Origin of the sequence: Stutzerimonas chloritidismutans (genome assembly GCF_051486945.1) — a bacterium.
Taxonomy (GTDB): Bacteria; Pseudomonadota; Gammaproteobacteria; order Pseudomonadales; family Pseudomonadaceae; genus Stutzerimonas; species Stutzerimonas chloritidismutans_B.
This window is the reverse complement of sequence record NZ_JAHVDX010000003.1, coordinates 431,554-450,549: the sequence shown is the minus strand read 5'-3', so window position 1 is coordinate 450,549 and position 18,996 is coordinate 431,554. Positions and strand designations below refer to the sequence as shown.

Genomic DNA, 18,996 nt, shown 5'->3' with positions numbered 1-18,996 from the left:
CGACGGGTTGGTCCGCCGCCCGCGCCGTCCAGCCCCCCTTCGGTGTCGGGCCGCTTAGCCTTTCCCCTTCGTTCGGGTCAGGTGCGGGCCGGCGTTCTTTTCGAGGTACTGGATGATCAGGCCGGCAACGTCTTTGCCGGTGGTCTCCTCGATGCCCGCCAGGCCGGGTGAGGAGTTGACCTCCATGACCAGCGGGCCGTGATTGGAGCGCAGGATGTCGACGCCCGCGACGGAGAGGCCCATCACCTTGGCGGCACGGATGGCGGTCATGCGTTCTTCCGGGGTGATCTTGATCAGGCTGGCGGTGCCGCCGCGGTGCAGGTTGGATCGGAATTCCCCCGGCTTGGCCTGCCGCTTCATCGCGGCGATCACCTTGTCGCCGACCACGAAGCAGCGGATGTCCGCGCCGCCGGCTTCCTTGATGTATTCCTGCACCATGATGTCCTGCTTGAGGCCCATGAACGCCTCGATCACGGACTCGGCGGCGGTGGCGGTTTCGCACATGACCACGCCGATGCCCTGGGTGCCTTCAAGCACCTTGATGACCAGGGGCGCGCCGTTGACCATCCGGATCAGGTCGGCAATGTCGTCTGGCGAGTGGGCAAAGCCGGTCACCGGCAGGCCGATGCCACGACGTGCCAGCAATTGCAACGAACGCAGCTTGTCGCGAGAACGGGCGATGGCGACTGACTCGTTGAGCGGAAACACGCCCTGCATCTCGAACTGGCGCAGCACGGCGCAGCCATAGAAAGTGACCGAAGCGCCGATGCGCGGGATCACCGCGTCGAAGCCCTCCAGCGGGCGCCCGCGGTAGTGAATCTGCGGTTTGTGGCTGGCGATGTTCATGTACGCACGCAAGGTATCGATGACGACCACCTCATGCCCCCGTTGCTGACCGGCCTCGATCAGACGGCGAGTCGAGTACAGGCGGGGGTTGCGCGACAGCACGGCGATTTTCATGGGGCACCGGGAGAAGTGAGGTTCAGGGGTTTTTCCTGCACGTAGGTGCGTGCAGGGTCGACCAGCCATTTGCCGTCCATCAGGGCTTTTGACCCGAGCAGCAGGCGGTAGCGCATGGTCTTGCGGCAGGTAAGGGTGAACTCGACCGGCCATAGGTGATCGCCTAACGCCAGCAAGGTACGTACCACGTAGCGGGTCTGTGACTGGCCGTTTGAACTTTTGATGATCTTGCGGGCCACCAAGGGTGCCTCGCAGCGATGGCGGCGCTGCACCAGCGTGCCCAGGTGTGCCGTGAAACGAACCCAGCGTTCGCCATTGCGCTTGAATTCGCTGATATCGGTGGCATGGAGGGCAGAAGTGCTAGCGCCGGTGTCGATCTTTGCGCGCAGGCCGACCACGCCGAGTTCGGGTAGGGCGATCCATTCGCGCAAGCCGATGATGGTCTGTGGGTCGGGGCTATTCAAAGGGCGTATCCGGTAGAGTTGCGCGCATTCTAGTCGCGGTGCATGACAACCGCATCCACCTGTACCACCCTATGACAACGGGACGTCTGGCAGAGTTGAACAATGAGTGAGAGCGACGACGGCAAGGTTCGTCTGGACAAGTGGCTGTGGGCGGCGCGCTTTTACAAGACGCGCGCATTGGCCAAGGCGGCGATCGAAGGTGGCAAGGTGCATTGCCGGGGCGAGCGCTGCAAACCGAGCAAGGAGCCCAAGCTGGGTGAGGAATTGGTCATCCGCACGGGCTTCGACGAGCGCACCGTGACCGTGCGCGCCCTTTCTGCGGTACGTAAGGGGGCGCCGGAAGCGCAGCAGCTGTACCAGGAAACTGCTGAAAGCCAGGCCCGTCGGGAGCAGGCTGCCGCGCTGCGCAAGGCTGGCGCCCTGGGCGTCGAGACCGATGGCCGGCCGAGCAAGAAGCAGCGCCGCGCCTTGCAGCGATTCCGCTCGGACGCTGGCTGAGCGCCGTCGGTTGGACGGTCGCCACTTTCCACCTAGAATGCGGTCCCTCTTCTATCTGGGGTAGTGGCAAGCCGCCGAAGCCTGGCGGTGATAGCCGGCCGAGCCACACCTCTCTGTTTTGGTCATGCCCATGCTCGATTTCGATTACACCCAGCGTTTCCTCTTCGACGACTCCGACGTACGTGGCGAATGGGTCGAGCTCGAGCGTAGCTATGCCGAGGTGCTGGCCAAGCACGACTATCCGGAACCAGTCGCACAGCTGCTCGGCGAGTTGCTGGCCGCTGCGGGGTTGTTGATCGGGACGCTGAAGTTCGACGGCTTGATGGTGTTGCAGGCCCGCTCGTCGGGTGCGGTACCGCTGCTAATGGTCGAATGCTCCAGCAACCGCGAGGTGCGAGGTATCGCCCGTTTCGATGAAGCGCAGCTGACGGCCGGCGCAACCTTCACCGAGCTGATGCCCGATGGCGTACTGGCGATGACCCTCGAGCCGTCCAATGGGCAGCGCTACCAAGGCATTGTGTCGCTCGACGGGGTGAGCCTGGCTGAAAGCCTGTCCAGTTACTTCGCCTCGTCCGAACAACTGCCTACCCGGTTCTGGCTTGCCGCCGATGGCCGCCGCGCGTGCGGCATGCTGCTGCAGCAACTGCCCGCCGACCGTATCCGCGAGCCCGAGGAGCGCGAGGCCAGCTGGCAGCACGTGCGCACGCTGGCCGATACCTTGTCGGCAGAAGAGCTTCTGGGGCTCGACGCGCAAACCGTATTGCACCGCCTCTATCACGAGGACCCGGTGCGGTTGTTCGAGCCATTGCCGATCGTGTTCCGCTGCAGCTGTTCGCGCGAGCGCTCAGCCACCGCGGTGATCAGTCTGGGCCAGCAGGACGCTGAGCAGCTCGTTCAGGAGCAGGGCGGCGAGATCACCATCGATTGCCAGTTCTGCAACCAGCGCTACCGCTTCGATGCCGCCGACGTGGCTCAGCTGTTTGCCGGTGCGGGTACCGAAGGCCCCTCCGACACCCGCCACTAATGCATCGAGAGGGTTAGGAACCTTTTCGCCATCACGCCCTCATACCCAGCGCCGCGCCTTTTCTGTCATAATCGCGCGCACTTTTTTCGGTGTAGTCCACCCCCTTTGTGGGCTACAACAGCATGGAGGAATCGGCCGAGGGCCGACGGGAAACTCATGACGCAAGCTAACGCCGTGTACACCGATATCAGCACCGCTCAACTGATCGAAGAAGCCATCAAGCGCGGTGAGGGCGAATTGGCCGCCAACGGCGCACTTGTCGTGAAAACCGGCCACCGGACTGGTCGTTCGCCTGCTGATCGCTTTATTGTCGAAGAGCCCAGCACCCAGGATTCCATCGCCTGGGGTCCGATCAATCGTCCGTTTCCAGCCGACAAGTTCGATGCCCTCTGGGATCGCGTGGTGACCTTCAACCAGGCCCAGGAGCATTTCGTTTCTCATGTTCATGTAGGCTCGTCGGAAGGTCACTACCTGCCGGTCAAGATGACCACCGCCACCGCCTGGCAGAACCTGTTCGGCCGCCAACTGTTCATTAATCCTGAGCAGTACAACCCGGTCGGCAAGGACGAGTGGCAAGTCCTGAATGTTGCCAATTTCGAATGCTCTCCCGAGCGTGATGGCACCAACTCAGACGGCTGCGTGATCATCAACTTCGCGCAGAAGAAGGTCCTGATCGCCGGCATGCGCTACGCCGGTGAGATGAAAAAGGCGATGTTCTCGGTACAGAACTACCTGCTGCCCGAGGCCGACGTGCTGCCGATGCACTGCGCGGCTAACATCGGCGAGGACGGCGACGTCACCCTGTTCTTCGGCCTGTCCGGCACCGGCAAGACCACGCTGTCGGCTGACGAGTCGCGCTACCTGATCGGCGACGATGAGCACGGCTGGGGCACTGGCGTCGTGTTCAACATCGAAGGTGGCTGCTACGCCAAGTGCATCGACCTGTCCGAGAAGAACGAGCCGGTGATCTGGAAGGCCATCCAGTTCGGCACCGTACTGGAAAACGTCGTGCTCGATGATGCCCGTGTCGCCGACTACGCCGACGACAGCCTGACTCAGAACAGCCGTGCAGCCTACCCACTGGAGTTTGTCGAAAAGCGTTCCGAGAAGAACCTTGGCGGCGAGCCGAACGCAGTGATCTTCCTGACCTGCGACCTGACTGGCGTTCTGCCTCCCGTGTCGATCCTCAATGAAGAGCAGGCTGCCTATCACTTCCTCTCCGGCTACACCGCGCTGGTCGGCTCCACCGAAATGGGCTCGGGCAGCGGCATCAAGTCGACCTTCTCCACCTGCTTCGGCGCGCCGTTCTTCCCGCGCCCGGCCGGTGTCTATGCAGAGTTGCTGATCAAGCGCATTCAGGCATTCGGCTCGAAGGTCTATCTGGTCAACACCGGCTGGACCGGCGGTGGGTACGGCGTCGGCAAGCGCTTCAACATCCCGACCACCCGCGCCGTGATTGCCGCGATCCAGAGCGGGGCGTTGATCGGTGCCGAGACCGAGCACCTGCCGATCATCAACCTCGACGTGCCGAAGGCCGTTTCGGGTGTCGATGCCCAGCTGCTCAACCCGCGCAACACCTGGGCCGACGCCAACGCCTATGACGAGGCGGCCAAGGAGCTGGCGAGCAAGTTCATCGAAAACTTCAAGAAGTTCGATGTTTCCGACGCGATCAAGGCCGCCGGCCCGCAGCTCTAACCTGCGCTAGGCGTTGCCGAGCTGCCCCGTGCGGTTCGGGATCACGACAAGGCCTCGCCAATTGGCGGGGCCTTGCTGTTTCCGGCGGCTGGAATTCGACCGGTATCGTCCAGGCTTGCCAGCGATGCCGCTCTGGCGACGCATCGAGCGAACCGATCACTCTGATCAGGCTAACCGCGTGGATTCGATAGTTCGGCGGGACTAGCATAGCGCCACATTAACCAACCCTCGGAGTTCCGCCATGCAGATCGAAGAAGCCATCCAGACCCGCCGTGCCGTGAAGGGCTACGATGCTCAATTCAGCCTGAGCCGTGAAGAAAAGGATGAGCTACTCAAGCTCGCAATGTTCGCGCCGTCCGCTTTCAACCTTCAGCATGTACGGCTGGTCGAAGTTAGTGACCCGGCGCTGCGTGCCCAGATCCGCGAGGTGGGCTGGAATCAGGCGCAGATGACCGACGCGTCCATGCTGGTCGTCGTCTGTGCGCAGGTCGACAGCTGGGAAAAGAACGTACGTCGCGTCTGGGAAGGCGCACCCGCAGAGGTGCAGGACTACATGGCCGGCGCCATCGACAACTACTACCGCGGCAAACCGCACGTGCAGCGTGACGAAGCCATGCGCAGCTGCGGCCTGATGGCCCAGACCCTGATGCTTGCGGCGCGCGGCAAGGGCCTGGACTCGTGCCCGATGGATGGCTTCGATTTCGATGCAGTGGCCAAGCTGATCAATCTGCCGGACAACCACGTCATCGCGCTCATGGTGGCGATCGGCAAGCGGGCCGTGGAGCCCAAGCCGCGTGTCGGCAAGCTGCCGTTCGATGAAGTCGTGATCCGCGATCGCTTCTGATCGCGCCACGCTATGGGGCGCAGGCAGGCCGCTCCGGTCGAAGCGGCCTGCTGTGGCTGGCTCAGTTCTGGTTCTTGCAGCTGTCGGACAGCGTCCGGTACGCCAGCTTGCGTTCCTGCCCGGCCGAATCCAGATAGGTCATCACCGCGTCGGTTACTTCGCAGTTGGGTGTCGGCTTGAGTTTGATGGACAGCACCGAGGCGACATCCAGCGTCGTGTCGTAGGTGTAGACCTCGGGGCGCGCTGCGTCATCGGCGTGGGCCAGGGAAGTGAGCAGCAGGGCAGTGGCAAATAGGGTGGCACGCATGGCAGGGAATCCTGTTCTGGTCGTTCGATCCGTCCTGTTCGCGCGCCAGGTCACCTGACCCGGTCGCGCTTGTGCTTGTTTTCAGGAGCGTGCAGATCGTAAAAGTAGATAGCCTGCTAACGGTAATTGCTGATCCCAATGCTTCCGATAGACCGAAATGGGTTGCCGTTTCGCTTGTTTGGCGCCCCTCACCTGGCTGCCGTTGCGGGCGGAGGGGCGCTCCACGCTCGGTTTGGTGATGTTTGCGCTCGGTACCGCTGCCAGGCGCGGCGTGCGGGTTACTAAGCGACCAGTGACACTCCAGCCCGTGGGCGGCGTGGCCGATAGCCATGTACGTCCCGTAGGAGTGCGCCCATGTTCCGTCTCGTCAATGACCTTGGTTTTCGCTGGAAAATAACCCTGCCCATGGCGGCGCTTGCGATGTTGCTGGTGTTGATGGGCGCTTTCGGCATGCGTGGCATCGACCAGGTCGCAGGCACCAGCGAGCAACTGGCATCGCGGCACCTGCCGGCGATCAACCTGTTGCTCAACGCTGACCGCGACCTGTACCAGGCCATGCTTGCCGAGCGCAGCCTGCTCGATAGCGACGCGGGCGAGCACGCCAAGGCGCTGCGTGAAAGCCATGCGGAAAATCTCAAGCAGGCCTACGACCGCGTCCAGAAATACGCAGCCATGGAGCCGGGCACCGACGCGATGGCGTTGGTTGAGGCCTTCAACCGCGGTTTTACGCAGTGGAGCGAGCTGTCTCAGCGGGTGATCGATCAGGTCGACCTTGACCCGCAAGGCGCCAGTACCCTGAGCTTCGGCGACAGCGAGTCCCGATTCGAGGCCATGCGTGATGCCATCGACAAGCTGGGCGAGCTTGAGGACCAGACTGCGCAGGCCCAGGGCGAGGCGGCGGCGACCATTGGCGTGGCCACACTTGCTCAGCAGGGCGTGGTGCTGGTGCTTGGTCTGTTGGGCTGCGCGGTGCTGGTGTTTGGGCTCCCGCTGCTGGTCTTGCGCCCGATGCGGCGCCTGCTCGACCGGGTTCAGCAGATCGCCGAGGGTGACGGCGACCTGCGGGCCCGTGTCGAGGTGCGTTCGGCAGACGAGCTGGGCCAGCTCGGTGATGCTTTCAACCGCTTTCTAGACAAGCTGCAGCCGCTGATCGCCGAGGTCGGACGGGTGACGGGCGAAGTCGATGCTGCCGCCCGCAGCATGGCCGCAATGGCGGCAACCAACGATCAGCTGATCAGCAGCGAACACGCCGCGGTGGACCAAGTCAGCACGGCCGCGACCGAGATGAGCGCTGCGGTGCATGAGGTCGCGCTGAATGCCCAGAATGCTTCGGATGCCGCGCGCGATGCCGAACGGCAGTCGAGCCAGGGTGCGGCCGTGGTGAGCGGCACCATCGCGTCGATCCGGCAATTGGCTGACGAGGTCGAGGGTGCCTCGCAAACCATTGGCGCGCTGGCCGAGGAAACTGCCAGTATCGGCGCCGTGCTCGAGGTTATTCGCGGCATCGCCGAGCAGACTAACCTGCTGGCACTCAACGCGGCCATCGAGGCGGCGCGGGCGGGTGAACAGGGCAGGGGGTTTGCCGTGGTGGCCGACGAGGTGCGTGCCCTGGCGGCGCGCACCCAGGATTCGACCCGAGACATCCAAGCCCGTATCGAGCGCCTGCAATCGGGCGTCGGGCGTGCCGTGCAGGCCATGCACGCCGGCAGTAGCCGCGCGCAGGACAGCGTGGAGCGGGCCTCCGGCGTCGACCAGGTATTGGCTGACACCACCGCATCCGTGCAGCGGATCAATGACATGGCCGCGCAGATCGCCACCGCCTGCGAAGAGCAGAGCAGCGTTACCGAGGAGATCGCTCGCAACATTACCGACATTCGTGACCTGTCCAACGATGCGGCGGCAAACGCGGCGCAGAGCCTGCAGGCCAGCCAACGGTTGTCGACGCTGGCCGGAACGCTGTCCGGCCTGGTTGGGCGTTTCCGCGTCTGACCCGGCTAGAGCATGCTCCACAGCAGCTTGCCCACGCCGCTGTCGGCAGGCAGTAACAGCAAGCTGAGGGCAAAAACCAGCAGCAGGCCGCCGGCATAGCCGAGCAGGGCGAGCCGGCGCCGCAGAGGCGTGGGAGGGGACGCGGGCCCGTGGTGTGGGGGCCGCGGCTGTTGGCTGGGCATGGCAAGGTCTCGTGGTATGCGAGCCAGCTCGGTGCGTCCCGGGCATGCCGAGGCTCGTCAGGGTGTGCAGTAGACCTGAAGCGGAATCATATTGCCATCACCGTGTCGCACGGTTTTCATGTGAGCGGTAGCGGTAAGGCTGTGCTCAGGGGATAGACGGGCTGAAACATCAGGAAAAGCACCCGCGCGTCGGCCCGGCTGTACGGGCTGCGTCCTAGACCATACTCAGACCTCAACGTCTCGCCGCCCCTCCTCGAGCCCGGAGCCCTGCATGCCGACACGTCGCCAGCTTCTCCACCGTTCAGCCCTGCTTGCCAGCCTGGCCGCCTTGGGTCCCTTGCTTCCTTCACTCGTGCGTGCTGCCGACGGCCTGCGCACCCGCGTGATTCCGTCGTCCGGCGAAAAGTTGCCAGTGGTCGGGCTGGGGACATCGATCACACATAACGTCAGCCTCGATGATCCAGTCATGGATCGCCTTCAGGAGGTGTTGCGCGTGCTCGTGCAAGGCGGCGGCGCGCTGATCGATACCGCCCCCAGCTACGGCAATGCCGAGCGGGTCGTCGGGGAGCTGGTCGTGCGGGGCGATGCGCGCCAGCCAGTCTTTCTGGCCAGCAAGGTATCCACCACCGGGCGCGACCGCGGCATGGCGCAGATCGAGGCGACCTTCAAGGCATTGCAGACCGACACCATCGACCTGATGCAAGTGCACAACCTGCAGGACACCGGCACCCAGCTCGCTCTATTGCGCGAGTTAAAGGAGGCGGGGCGAGTGCGCTACATAGGCGTGACCCACTACCTCGAATCAGCCCACGATCGACTGCTCGATACGCTGAAGCGGGAAAAAGTCGATTTCGTGCAGTTCAACTATTCGGTCAGCGAGCGCAACGCCGAAAAGCAATTGCTACCGTATTGCGCCGACAACGGCATCGCGACGCTGATCAACCGGCCATTTACCCGTGGCAACCTGCTCGCGCGCGTAAAGGACAAGCCTCTGCCAGCCTGGGCCGCCGAACTCGACGCGAGCTCCTGGGCGCAGTTACTGCTCAAGTTCATCCTCGCCGAGCCGGCCGTTACCGCCGTGATCCCGGCAACCTCGAATCCCCGCTATATGGCCGATAACCTGCTCGCCGGCCACGGTCGCCTGCCCGATGCGCGTCAACGACAGATGATTGTCGACGCCTTCCGCTAGTGCCGATCGCCCCGAGTGGGAGGGCTAATGCCGAACATGAACGCCGGCCGCCTGGCCCGCTTGATCAATGCCCGCCCCGGTGAATTGCGCGCCGCGCTGGCGGGCTTCGGCCTGTTCTTTTGTCTGTTCGCCGGCTATTTCATGCTACGTCCGATTCGCGAATCGATGGGCATCCAGGGCGGCGTCGACAACCTGCACTGGCTGTTCACCGCAACCTTCGTCGCCATGCTGGTCGCGGTGCCTCTGTTCGCCTGGCTCAATTCGCGCGTGCCTCGCATTCACTACATCGACTGGGTCTACGGGTTCTTCGTCGTCAACCTGTTGCTGCTCGCCGGGCTTTTCTTCCTGCTACGCGATAGCGTCTGGCTGGCGCGAGTCTTCTACGTGTGGATCTCCGTCTACAACCTGTTCGTGGTGTCGGTGGCCTGGAGCCTGATGGCGGACGTGTTCGACGCCCCGCAGGCGCGGCGTCTGTTTGCCTTCATCGCCGCCGGGGCCAGCGTAGGCGGTTTGGTTGGCCCGGCGGCTAGCGCGCTGTTGATCGGCGCGCTCGGTTCGTTCGGCCTGATCTTGCTCGCTGCGCTGTTGCTGGCAGCGGCGGTGGCGATCAAGCACTACCTGATGGCCTGGCGCGAGGTGCTGGGCGCCGGCCGGCCCGGCGCTGAACGGGCGGAGAACCCCAGGCGTCCCGTCGCTGGCAATCCATTCAGTGGGCTGACCCGTGTGTTGGGGTCGGGCTACCTGATGGGCATTGCGGCATTCGTTCTGCTGTTGACGACCGCGAGCACCTTTCTCTACTTCGAACAGGCGCGGCTGGTGTCGGTGCTGTTTCCCGACAAGGCCGAGCAGGTGCGCGTGTTCGGCACGATCGATTTCGTCGTGCAGGCCGGTGCGCTGCTGTCGCAACTGTTCGTGACCGGCCGAGTGGCGCAGCGGCTGGGCGTGCGGGTACTGCTGACGGCTGTCCCGGTGCTGGTCTGCCTGGGCTTCGTTGGCCTGGCGCTGGCTCCGACCTTCGCCGTCCTAGCAGCGGTGATGATCCTGCGCAGGGTCGGCGAATACGCCTTCGTGCGGCCGGGGCGCGAGATGCTCTTCGCGCCGCTGGATGCCGAGAGCAAGTACAAGGCGAAAAACTTCATCGATACCGTCGTCTACCGTGGCGGCGACGCCCTCAGTGGATGGGCCAAAAGCCTGCTCGACAGCCTGGGCCACGGCGCGTGGCTGATCGCCCTGGTCGGCGCGGCTTGCGCTGCGGTCTGGGCCGTGATCGGCTGGCGCCTTGGCGTGCGTGCCGACGCGGCCGGTCCGCGCCAGCGATCGTCGATTTGACGAATCTGCTGAACCTCGGTGGCGTGGGCGCCTCGAAATGAGCAGGTACGCCATCAATCAGGAGTAACCGTATGCATGTTCAGGTCAATAGCAACCATGTTCCCGGCAGCGTCGAGCTGCACGAGTGGGTCGGTACGACCGTCGAGGAGCGGCTGGAACGGTTCGATGATTTCCTGACGCGGATCGAGGTCCATGTCGGCGACGAGAATGCTCAGAAGGCCGGGGCCGACGACAAACGCTGTCAGATCGAGGCACGCCCGCGCGGGCATCAGGCGGTGTCCGTCACGCACAAGGCCGAGTCCCTGCAGCTCGCCGTCGAAGGGGCCGCCGAGAAGATGCAACACGCGCTCGACCATCTGATGGGCAAGCTCGACGCGAAGGTGATGTCCAGCGGTGAGCTTAACGACCCGCTGCGTGACGAGCCTCCGCAAGCGGTAAAAGACGCGATGCTCGAGGAAGAGTTTCTGGACAAGCAACGCCAGCTGGATAGCTGATCTCCCTCCGCCCCGGTCTTTCGTCGACGGGGCACCTATCCCGTCGCTGGGCCGCCTGAAACCTGAAGGCGCCCAGCGTTTCGAACCCTAATTCTCGGTCACGGCGGCAGGCCATGCAGATCATCCTCGTGCGTCACGGAAGGCCCGATCATGGTGCGGCACGCTGGAGCACGCCGGCCGGCATGAAGCGCTGGGTCGAGCGCTACAACGCGGCGGCGGTCGTTGGCGGCGAACGCCCGGACGCACTGGTGCGTCTCGCTGACTCGGTGGGCGTGGTGGTCTGCAGCTCGTTGCAGCGCTGCGTGGAGTCCCGATCGCACCTGCGCTGCGATTGCGAGCAGACCCCCGATCCCTTGTTTGCCGAAGCGCACCTGCCGTATCCCGACTGGGGCGTGCCGCTATTGCCGTCGCGCTTCTGGCGCATCGCTTTTCGTTCAGCATGGTTTCTCGGCTATTCCAACCACACCGAGCCCGTGGACGAATCCACCCGACGCGCCAGCGCTGCGGCCGACCGGCTGATCGAGCTGGCCAGGTCGCACGGTAGCGTCCTGCTGATGGGCCACAAGATCATGAACGCCTTGATCGCCCATCAGCTTCGCCGTCGTGGCTGGGACGGGCCGGTGTTTCCGCTGTTGTCCGGGTACTGGCATCCCAACCGCTACACCTACGGAGGCTCATCCGAGAATCCCGCCCCTAAGGCTTAATGGCAGAAGGCTTACAAGCGGAAGTGGCGATCGCTACTTCTGCACCCCGGGCGCGAGGCTTAATCTATGCCCATCTCTGAAGCGCAGGACGCGCTCAGGATCAAGGAAGATCGACCATCGCCAGGACGGCACCCGGAAGGAATCGGATGGTCAGGAAAAACCCGCTCAGGCGGGTTTTTTGCTGTTTGGGCTTCGGCGAGACAGCGAAACGGGGGTGAAGTTGCTGCTATAGCGAAAGGCTTACAGAGACAGCAGACATCAGCGCTTTTCTAGTCACCACCCGGTGCTTAATCTATGCCCATCTCTGAAGCGCAGGACGCGCTCAGGATCATGGATGATCGACCATCGCCAGGACGGCACCCGGAAGGATTCGGATGGTCAGGAAAAGCCCGCTCAGGCGGGTTTTTTGCTGTCTGGGCTCCGGCGAGACAGCGAAACGGCGATGAAGTTGCCGCTATAGCAAAAGGCTTACAGAGATAGCAGACATCAGCGCTTCTCTAGTCACTGCCCGGTGCTTAATCTATGCCCATCTCTGAAGCGCAGGACGCGCTCAGGATCAAGGAAGATCGACCATCGCCAGGACGGCACCCGGAAGGAATCGGATGGTCAGGAAAAACCCGCTTCGGCGGGTTTTTTGTTGCTCGGCGAAAACCGGCGAGACTGCCATGCCGTTCCGGCAGGCTCCACGGATGGTGTCACGTCATACCCATTCGCCTTACCGCGGCAAGCTGCTATTCCCACCTACCGCGACAATCTGCTCGATCAACCATTGCAGGGCCGCATCGCGCTCGCGTTGAGCGACGCTGACGATATCCAATCGGAAGCTCCCGAGATCGAAAGGAAGGTCGAACAGTTGCAGTGGCAGCAGTTCGGCAAAGTAGCGCGCCAGCTGAGTCGGCAGCACAGCGGCCAGGTCACTGCGCGCGACGATATGAGCGGCTTGAAGGTAGTTCGGCGTGGTGTAGACGACGTCGCGACTGAGCCCTTGCTCCTCCAACCACTGATCGACCATGCCACGCGTCTGGCCGCCGTGGACCCATAGGTGACGCAAGCGCAGAAACCCATCGAGATCCATTGTGTTGTCAACCAACGGGTGCCCCTTGCGGACCGCGACATGCAGCGTCTCGCTGGCCCATCGCCGAGTGTGAAAACGCGTCGGTACATCCACGAAGCGGCCCAGCACCAAGTCCAGCTCACCGTCGTCCAGCGCCTCGGCAGGCAGGCTCGGAGTCAGGTGCTCAATGGCCAGCTGAATGCCCGGCGCCACGCCCGCGAGATGGGCCATCAAGGCGGGCATGCAGACCAGCTCGACGTAATCGGTCACGGCAATGACGAAGCGCTGGCGGCTGGTGGCGGGGTCGAAGAAATCGCCAGCGTTCAGCGTATGTTCGATCTGCTGCAACGCGTCGCGAATGGGCGCTTCCAGACTCAGCGCGCGTGGCGTCGGCTGCATGGCGCGCCCGACGCGAACCAGCAGCGGATCATCAAGCAGTTCGCGAAGACGGTTCAGTGCGTTACTGACAGCCGGTTGGCTGAGTGAAAGCCGCTCGGCGGCGCGGGAGACGTTGCGTTCACGTAGAAGCGCGTCCAGAACGCGAAGAAGATTGAGATCGAAGTTGTAGATATTCATCTGATGAATCTGAAGCATCACAAGACTAAATTTCAAAAATAGTAGCGTCTTCGTCTATGGTTGGTCTCCAGTTTTTTCCGCCTTGCGACGAGGACAGCTGCAATGAGCCAAACCCGCTTCGATATCCAGACCGCCGCCGTGATCGGCGTGGGCACCATGGGCCGCGGTATCGTCATGAGCCTGGCCAATGCCGGTGTGCAGGTGCTGTGGCTGGACAACAATCCCGAGATGCTCGAGCAAGCGTTGGGCGTGGTCGCCGACACCTACGCCCATAACGTCCGTCAGGGTCGCATCGACGAAGCCCAGGCCCAGGCGCGTCGCGCCTGCATCAACAAGGCGGCCGACTATCAGGCGCTGGCGGATGTGGATCTGGTGATCGAGGCGGTCTACGAAAACCTTGAGCTGAAGCAGTCCATATTCCGCGAGCTGGACGGCATCGTGAAGCCGACCGGCATACTGGCCAGCAACACCTCGGCGCTGGATATCGACGCCATTGCCGCTGTCACGAGCCGCCCGGAGCAGGTTGTGGGGCTGCACTTCTTCAGCCCGGCACACATCATGAAGCTGCTGGAGATCGTCCGCGGCGCGAAGACCTCCAAAGCCGTGCTTGAAGCATCCACTGAACTCGGCAAGCGCATGGGCAAGGTCAGCGTGATCGCCGGCAACTGCCAGGGCTTCATTGGCAACCGCATGCTGGCGACCTATGTGCGTGAGGCGCGGATGATGCTGCTCGAAGGCGCCTACCCGCATCAGGTGGACGCCGCGCTGCAGGGCTTCGGTTTCGCCATGGGGCCGTTCCGCATGTACGACGTGGTCGGCATCGACCTGGAATGGCGCGCCCGCGAGCTGGCCGGCAAAGGTCAGGACGAGCCCGAGGTGCAGATCGACAATCGCCTCTGCGAGCTGGGCCGCTTCGGTCAGAAGTCGCGCATGGGCTACTACCGCTATGCCGAGGGCAGCCGCCAGGCCGAACACGACCCGGAAGTGGACGCGCTGGTGCAGCGCGAATCCGAGCGTCTCGGCTATCAGCGCCGCGACATCGGCACGGAGGAGATCCTCGAGCGCTGCCTGCTGGCGCTGGTCAATGAGGGTGCAAAGATCCTCGAGGAAGGCATGGCCGAGTCCAGCTCCGATATCGACACCGTCTATCTCAATGGCTACGGCTTCCCGGCGAACGTCGGCGGACCGATGACCTGGGCCGATCGCCAGGGCCTGCCGGCAATCCGCGACCGCTTGAATGCACTGGCTGAGCGTCACGGCCAGCATTGGAAACCAGCCGAGCTGATCGACAGCCTGGCCACCCTCGGCGGTCGCTTCGTCGACTACAAGCAGGGGGCCTGAGCATGGAATACAAGGCACCGCTGCGCGACATGCGTTTCGTGTTGCATGAGCTGTTCGACGCCTCCGCTCATTGCGAGCTGCTCGGCAACGGCCTGGACCGCGAGCTGATCGATGGCGTGCTGGAAGAAGCCGCGCGCTACACCGGCGGGGAAATCGCGCCGCTCAATCGCAACAGCGATGAAGAAGGCGTGACCCTCGAAAACGGCGAAGTGCGCACGCCGCAGGGCTTCGTCGAGGCCTACAAACAGTACGTCGATAACGGCTGGGCCAGCATGACCGGGCCGACCGAATACGGTGGCCAGGGCTTCCCGCAGTTGGTCGCCTGCAACTTTCACGAGATGTTGATGGGCGCTTCGCTGTCCTTCCGCATCTACTCGGGCCTGACCGAGGGCGCGGTGCTGGCGCTGTACAAGCACGGCAGCGACGAGCTGAAGAAGGCCTATCTGGAGAAGCTGGTCAGCGGCAGCTGGAGCGGCACCATGTGCCTGACCGAGCCGCAGGCCGGCACCGACCTCGCCCTGCTGCGCACCAAGGCCGAACCGCAGGCGGACGGTAGCTACACCGTCAGCGGCAGCAAGATCTTCATCTCCGGTGGCGAGCACGACATGAGCGAGAACATCGTGCATCTGGTGCTGGCGCGGCTGCCGGATGCACCGGCGGGCGTGAAGGGCATCAGCCTGCTGCTGGTGCCCAAGTTCATCGCTAACGCCGATGGCACGCCGGGCGAGCGCAACGCGCTGTCCTGCGGCGCCATCGAGCACAAGATGGGCATCAAGGGCGCCGCCACCTGCGTGATGAATTTCGACGGCGCCACCGGCTGGATCGTCGGCGAGCCCAACCAGGGCCTGGCGTGCATGTTCACCATGATGAACGACGCGCGCTTTCAGGTCGGCTTGCAGGGGCTGGGCATCGCCGAGCAGGCCTATCAGGGCTCGTTGGCCTATGCCCGTGAGCGGCTGCAGTCGCGCGGTCTGGCTGGCGTGCAGCACCCGGACAAACCGGCCGACCCAATCATCGTCCACCCGGACGTGCGGCGCATGCTGTTGACCCAGAAGACGCTGGTCGAAGGCAGCCGCATGCTCGCCGCCTATTGCGCCCGGCAGCTGGACCTCGAACACGGCCATCCGGACGCCGCGGCGCGCAAGGCGGCGGGCAAGCGCGCGGCGCTGTTGATCCCCATCGTCAAAGCCTTCTTCACCGACATCGGTCAGGAAGTCGCAAGCCTCGGTGTGCAGGTCTACGGCGGCCACGGTTATATCCGCGAGTGGGGTATGGAGCAGTTGATGCGCGACAGCCGCATCACCCAGCTGTACGAGGGCACCAATGGCATTCAGGCGCTCGACTACATCCGCCGCAAGCTGCTCGGCGACCGCGGTGCGGAGCTATCGGCGTTGCAGGCGGAGTTCAGCGAGGTCTGTGATCGGCAGATCGACCGGCCGGCACTGCACGACATGGCCAGCAAGGTGCAGGCACGTATCGGCGAATGGCGCGAGCTGAGTGCCGAGATCATTGCGGCGACCGGACGCGATCCGCAGGAGATCGGTGCGGTGTCGGTGGATTTCCTGCAGTACTCAGCCTATGTGTTGTTGGCCGGGCTCTGGTTGCAGGCGGCCGCCCGCGCACAGGATGCGCTGGAGCAGGGCACCGGCGAGCAGGCGTTCTACCAGGCCAAGCTAGCCAGCGCGGACTTCTATCTGCGCCGTGTATTGCCTCGAGCCAGTGCACATCGGGAAGCGATTCAGGGGGGCGCTGAATGTTTGATGGCGCTGCCGGAGGCGGATTTCGCGTTTTGATTTATGCGGGTGGGGCGTAAAGAGCCTTTCCGGTATGGCGAGTTCGTCGCGCTGTTCGCCAGCAAGCTAGCTCCTACAAAAGCGAGGGCTTAGTTCGTCAGTAGGAGCGAGCTTGCTCGCGGAGAATCCGGCTACAAGCCTTAAGCACTGCGTGCTCGACCGCAGCTGAGCTATTTGAAAGAGGATCCACCATGCATCCGTTCAGCTTTGCCACAACCGCCCAATTGATTTGCGAGCCCGGCTCGTCGCGCCGGCTGGCCAGCCTCTGTAAAGAGCGCGGGGCGCGTTCCGTCTTGGTGGTGACCGACCCGGGCATTACCCGCTTCGGCCTGCTCAACGAGGTGCTACCCGGCTTCGAGACGGAAGGGGTGCAGGTCGCCGTTTACGATCAGGTCGTCGCCGATCCGCCGGAAGCCATCGTGCTGGCCGCGGTCGAGCAGGCGAAAGCAAACAACGCCGATCTGATCATCGGCTTCGGTGGTGGCAGTTCGATGGACGTCGCCAAGCTGGTCGCGCTGCTGGCCCATCCTGATTGTGCGCAATCGCTTCAGGACATCTACGGCGTCGGCAATGCCAAGGGGCAGCGCCTGCCGCTGATCCAGGTCCCGACCACTGCCGGCACCGGCTCTGAGGTCACTCAAATCGCGATCATCACTACCGGCGAAACCACCAAGATGGGTGTGGTCTCGCCCCTGCTGCTGCCGGACCTGGCGTTGCTCGACGCCGATCTCACCCTCGGCCTGCCACCGGCAGTGACCGCAGCCACCGGCATCGACGCCATGGTGCACGCCATCGAGGCCTACACCAGCGCGCTGAAGAAGAACCCCATGTCCGACCTGTTGGCCCGCGAGGCGCTGCGCCTCTTGGCGGCCAATCTGGACGAGGCGGTGCACAACGGCAGCAACCGCGAGGCACGCCAGGCCATGCTGCTGGGCGCCTGCCTGGCCGGACAGGCGTTCGCCAATGCGCCGGTCGCCGCCGTGCACGCGCTGGCCTATCCGCTGGGAGGCAATTTCCACATTCCCCACGGCCTGTCCAACGCCCTGGTGCTGCCGCAGGTGCTGCGTTTCAACGTCAGCGCGGCGACCACGCACTACGGCGAGCTGGCGCCCATCGTCCTGGGCGATCGGCTGCGCAGCGATGACCCATCGACCTATGCCGAGCAGCTGATTCAGGAATTCGAGCAGATGAGTGCACGTGTCGGCCTGCCGACCCGCTTGCGCGACGCGGGAGTACCGGAGGACATGCTGCCGCAACTGGCCAAGGAGGCGATGCTGCAGCAGCGCCTGCTGGTCAACAACCCACGGGAAGTGACCGAGGCCGATGCCTTGGCCATCTACCGCGCCGCGTACTGACTCCGTTGCTGCACCGCGCCGCCCGCGGTGCGCCGGTTTGAACAAGGACTTCTCGTATGGCCGAACAACCGCAGCACCTGCGCGCCGATTACCGTCACTTCCAGCCCATCACCACGCGCTGGCATGACAACGACATCTACGGACACGTGAACAACGTCGTCTATTACAGCTACTTCGACAGCGCAGTGAATACCTATCTGATCGCGCACGGCGGGTTGGATATTCACGAAGGCGAGGTGGTGGGGTTCGTCGTCAGTTCGTCGTGCGACTACTTTGCTTCCATCGCCTTTCCCGACGTGCTGGAAGTCGGTCTGCGGGTCGGCAAGCTCGGCAATAGCTCGGTGCAGTACGAGCTCGGAATCTTCAAGGCAGGCGAAGCGCAGGCCTGTGCGGCGGGGCGCTTCGTGCATGTGTTCGTAGACCGCGCCAGCAATCGGCCGACGCCGATTCCGGCTGGCTTGCGCCGAGCGCTGGAGGCGTTGGCCGTCTAGGCGGAGAAAACTGATGGGTGGTTACAGTCCGTGACTGCAGGACATTGACCGCAGGGCCGGCGGCATAGAGGCGGCTCCTGCGGTTCGGCTGACGCTGACTCCAGCGCCGGCTCAGTGGCGATGCTTGTGCTTGTGCTTCCAGTGCCCCTTGGCTTTGCCGGGGTGCCCGTAATAGCGGCGATCGTCACGGTAGCGCCGGTCGCCGCGGTAGTCGTCGTCATCATCGCCGTAGGCATTGCCGATCGCGCCACCGGCGCCGCCGCCCACGGCCGCGCCAATCAGGCCACCGGTGCTGCCACCGACGCGCTGGCCGATCACGTTACCGCCTGCGGCACCCAGGCCACCACCAATGGCCGCTTCGGTACGGCTGCGCTTGTCCGCGCCGACCATGCCGCCCGCCGCACCGCCGACGCCCGCGCCGATGGTGGCGCCCGTTGAGCCTCCCAGGTGTTCGCCGACCACCGACCCGAGCGCACCGCCCAGCGCGCCGCCAACCGCGGCTTCGGTGTTGCTTCCAGCAAAGGCGGCACTGCTGAGCAGGCTCGCGGACAAGAGCAGAATCGAGGAATACTTCATGGTGAACCTCTCCAGTAGATGGCGCCGCGATCCTCACGTCCCCGGGCCATGCTCCGCAAGCGTTCACCGATGAAAGGTGTGATGCGTTTCGCTTTTCATAAGTCTTTGAATTAGCGAAGGAACTTGGCGAA

Annotated in this window: 18 protein-coding genes; 13 read left to right on the top strand and 5 right to left on the bottom strand. The window is 63.8% G+C overall.

Features of this window, described 5'->3' with window-relative positions; all coding sequences use genetic code 11:
* Positions 1-54: 54 nt before the first annotated feature.
* Together rimK and KXR72_RS14115 are read right to left on the bottom strand one after the other, a co-directional pair.
* Positions 55-960 carry a 30S ribosomal protein S6--L-glutamate ligase gene (rimK, locus tag KXR72_RS14120; RefSeq protein WP_437421723.1) on the bottom strand — a complete coding sequence of 302 codons (906 nt, stop codon included), beginning with the start codon at positions 958-960 and terminating at the stop codon, positions 55-57.
* Positions 957-1,424, bottom strand: a complete 468-nt coding sequence (locus KXR72_RS14115; protein WP_437421722.1) for an ATP-dependent zinc protease family protein — start codon at positions 1,422-1,424, stop codon at positions 957-959. Before KXR72_RS14115 ends, rimK begins: the two co-directional genes overlap by 4 nt.
* A 102-nt stretch (positions 1,425-1,526) precedes the next feature.
* On the opposite strand from KXR72_RS14115, the gene KXR72_RS14110 reads away from it, so the two are divergent.
* The 4 genes from KXR72_RS14110 to KXR72_RS14095 all read left to right on the top strand — a co-directional run bounded on the left by KXR72_RS14110 (position 1,527) and on the right by KXR72_RS14095 (position 5,485).
* Positions 1,527-1,922, top strand: coding sequence for an RNA-binding S4 domain-containing protein (locus KXR72_RS14110; RefSeq protein ID WP_437421721.1), 396 nt, complete (start codon positions 1,527-1,529; stop codon positions 1,920-1,922).
* Positions 1,923-2,052: 130 nt separating this feature from the next.
* Positions 2,053-2,946 carry an Hsp33 family molecular chaperone HslO gene (gene hslO, locus KXR72_RS14105; protein WP_437421720.1) on the top strand — a complete coding sequence of 298 codons (894 nt, stop codon included), beginning with the start codon at positions 2,053-2,055 and terminating at the stop codon, positions 2,944-2,946.
* 156 nt (positions 2,947-3,102) lie between these two features.
* Positions 3,103-4,641, top strand: coding sequence for a phosphoenolpyruvate carboxykinase (locus KXR72_RS14100; RefSeq protein WP_437421719.1), 1,539 nt, complete (start codon positions 3,103-3,105; stop codon positions 4,639-4,641).
* Positions 4,642-4,882: 241 nt separating this feature from the next.
* Complete coding sequence (locus KXR72_RS14095; protein ID WP_437421718.1) at positions 4,883-5,485, top strand: nitroreductase family protein; 603 nt, start codon at positions 4,883-4,885, stop codon at positions 5,483-5,485.
* A 61-nt stretch (positions 5,486-5,546) separates the two neighbouring features.
* Here KXR72_RS14095 and KXR72_RS14090 read toward each other — a convergent pair whose 3' ends face one another.
* On the bottom strand, positions 5,547-5,792 hold the full coding sequence (locus tag KXR72_RS14090; protein ID WP_437421717.1) for a DUF2790 domain-containing protein: 246 nt from the start codon (positions 5,790-5,792) through the stop codon (positions 5,547-5,549).
* A gap of 354 nt (positions 5,793-6,146) precedes the next feature.
* Between KXR72_RS14090 and KXR72_RS14085 the strand changes: the two genes are divergently transcribed.
* From KXR72_RS14085 to KXR72_RS14065, 5 genes are all read left to right on the top strand, one after another.
* A complete protein-coding gene (locus tag KXR72_RS14085) occupies positions 6,147-7,781 on the top strand; it encodes a methyl-accepting chemotaxis protein (protein WP_437421716.1) in 1,635 nt (544 codons plus the stop codon).
* Positions 7,782-8,234: 453 nt separating this feature from the next.
* The gene (locus KXR72_RS14080; protein ID WP_437421715.1) at positions 8,235-9,152 is read left to right on the top strand and encodes an aldo/keto reductase; all 918 of its coding nucleotides are present in this window, start codon (positions 8,235-8,237) and stop codon (positions 9,150-9,152) included.
* A 27-nt stretch (positions 9,153-9,179) separates the two neighbouring features.
* Positions 9,180-10,481 (top strand): NTP/NDP exchange transporter, encoded by a 1,302-nt coding sequence (locus KXR72_RS14075; protein WP_437421714.1) that lies wholly within the window; start codon positions 9,180-9,182, stop codon positions 10,479-10,481.
* A gap of 71 nt (positions 10,482-10,552) precedes the next feature.
* Entirely contained in the window at positions 10,553-10,975 is a 423-nt protein-coding gene (locus KXR72_RS14070) for an HPF/RaiA family ribosome-associated protein (protein WP_437421713.1), read from the top strand.
* A 113-nt stretch (positions 10,976-11,088) separates the two neighbouring features.
* Positions 11,089-11,679, top strand: a complete 591-nt coding sequence (locus KXR72_RS14065) for a histidine phosphatase family protein (RefSeq protein ID WP_437421712.1) — start codon at positions 11,089-11,091, stop codon at positions 11,677-11,679.
* A gap of 715 nt (positions 11,680-12,394) precedes the next feature.
* On the opposite strand, the gene KXR72_RS14060 is transcribed toward KXR72_RS14065, so the two are convergent.
* Positions 12,395-13,309, bottom strand: coding sequence for a LysR family transcriptional regulator (locus KXR72_RS14060; RefSeq protein WP_437421711.1), 915 nt, complete (start codon positions 13,307-13,309; stop codon positions 12,395-12,397).
* A gap of 102 nt (positions 13,310-13,411) precedes the next feature.
* On the opposite strand from KXR72_RS14060, the gene KXR72_RS14055 reads away from it, so the two are divergent.
* The 4 genes from KXR72_RS14055 to KXR72_RS14040 all read left to right on the top strand — a co-directional run bounded on the left by KXR72_RS14055 (position 13,412) and on the right by KXR72_RS14040 (position 18,289).
* A complete protein-coding gene (locus tag KXR72_RS14055) occupies positions 13,412-14,650 on the top strand; it encodes a 3-hydroxyacyl-CoA dehydrogenase NAD-binding domain-containing protein (RefSeq protein WP_437421710.1) in 1,239 nt (412 codons plus the stop codon).
* Between the two features lie 2 nt (positions 14,651-14,652).
* Entirely contained in the window at positions 14,653-16,443 is a 1,791-nt protein-coding gene (locus tag KXR72_RS14050) for an acyl-CoA dehydrogenase C-terminal domain-containing protein (RefSeq protein ID WP_437421709.1), read from the top strand.
* 191 nt (positions 16,444-16,634) lie between these two features.
* Positions 16,635-17,798, top strand: coding sequence for an iron-containing alcohol dehydrogenase (locus tag KXR72_RS14045; RefSeq protein WP_437421708.1), 1,164 nt, complete (start codon positions 16,635-16,637; stop codon positions 17,796-17,798).
* 56 nt (positions 17,799-17,854) lie between these two features.
* Complete coding sequence (locus KXR72_RS14040; RefSeq protein ID WP_437421707.1) at positions 17,855-18,289, top strand: acyl-CoA thioesterase; 435 nt, start codon at positions 17,855-17,857, stop codon at positions 18,287-18,289.
* Between the two features lie 111 nt (positions 18,290-18,400).
* Here KXR72_RS14040 and KXR72_RS14035 read toward each other — a convergent pair whose 3' ends face one another.
* Entirely contained in the window at positions 18,401-18,865 is a 465-nt protein-coding gene (locus tag KXR72_RS14035) for a YMGG-like glycine zipper-containing protein (RefSeq protein WP_437421706.1), read from the bottom strand.
* Positions 18,866-18,996: the final 131 nt, after the last annotated feature.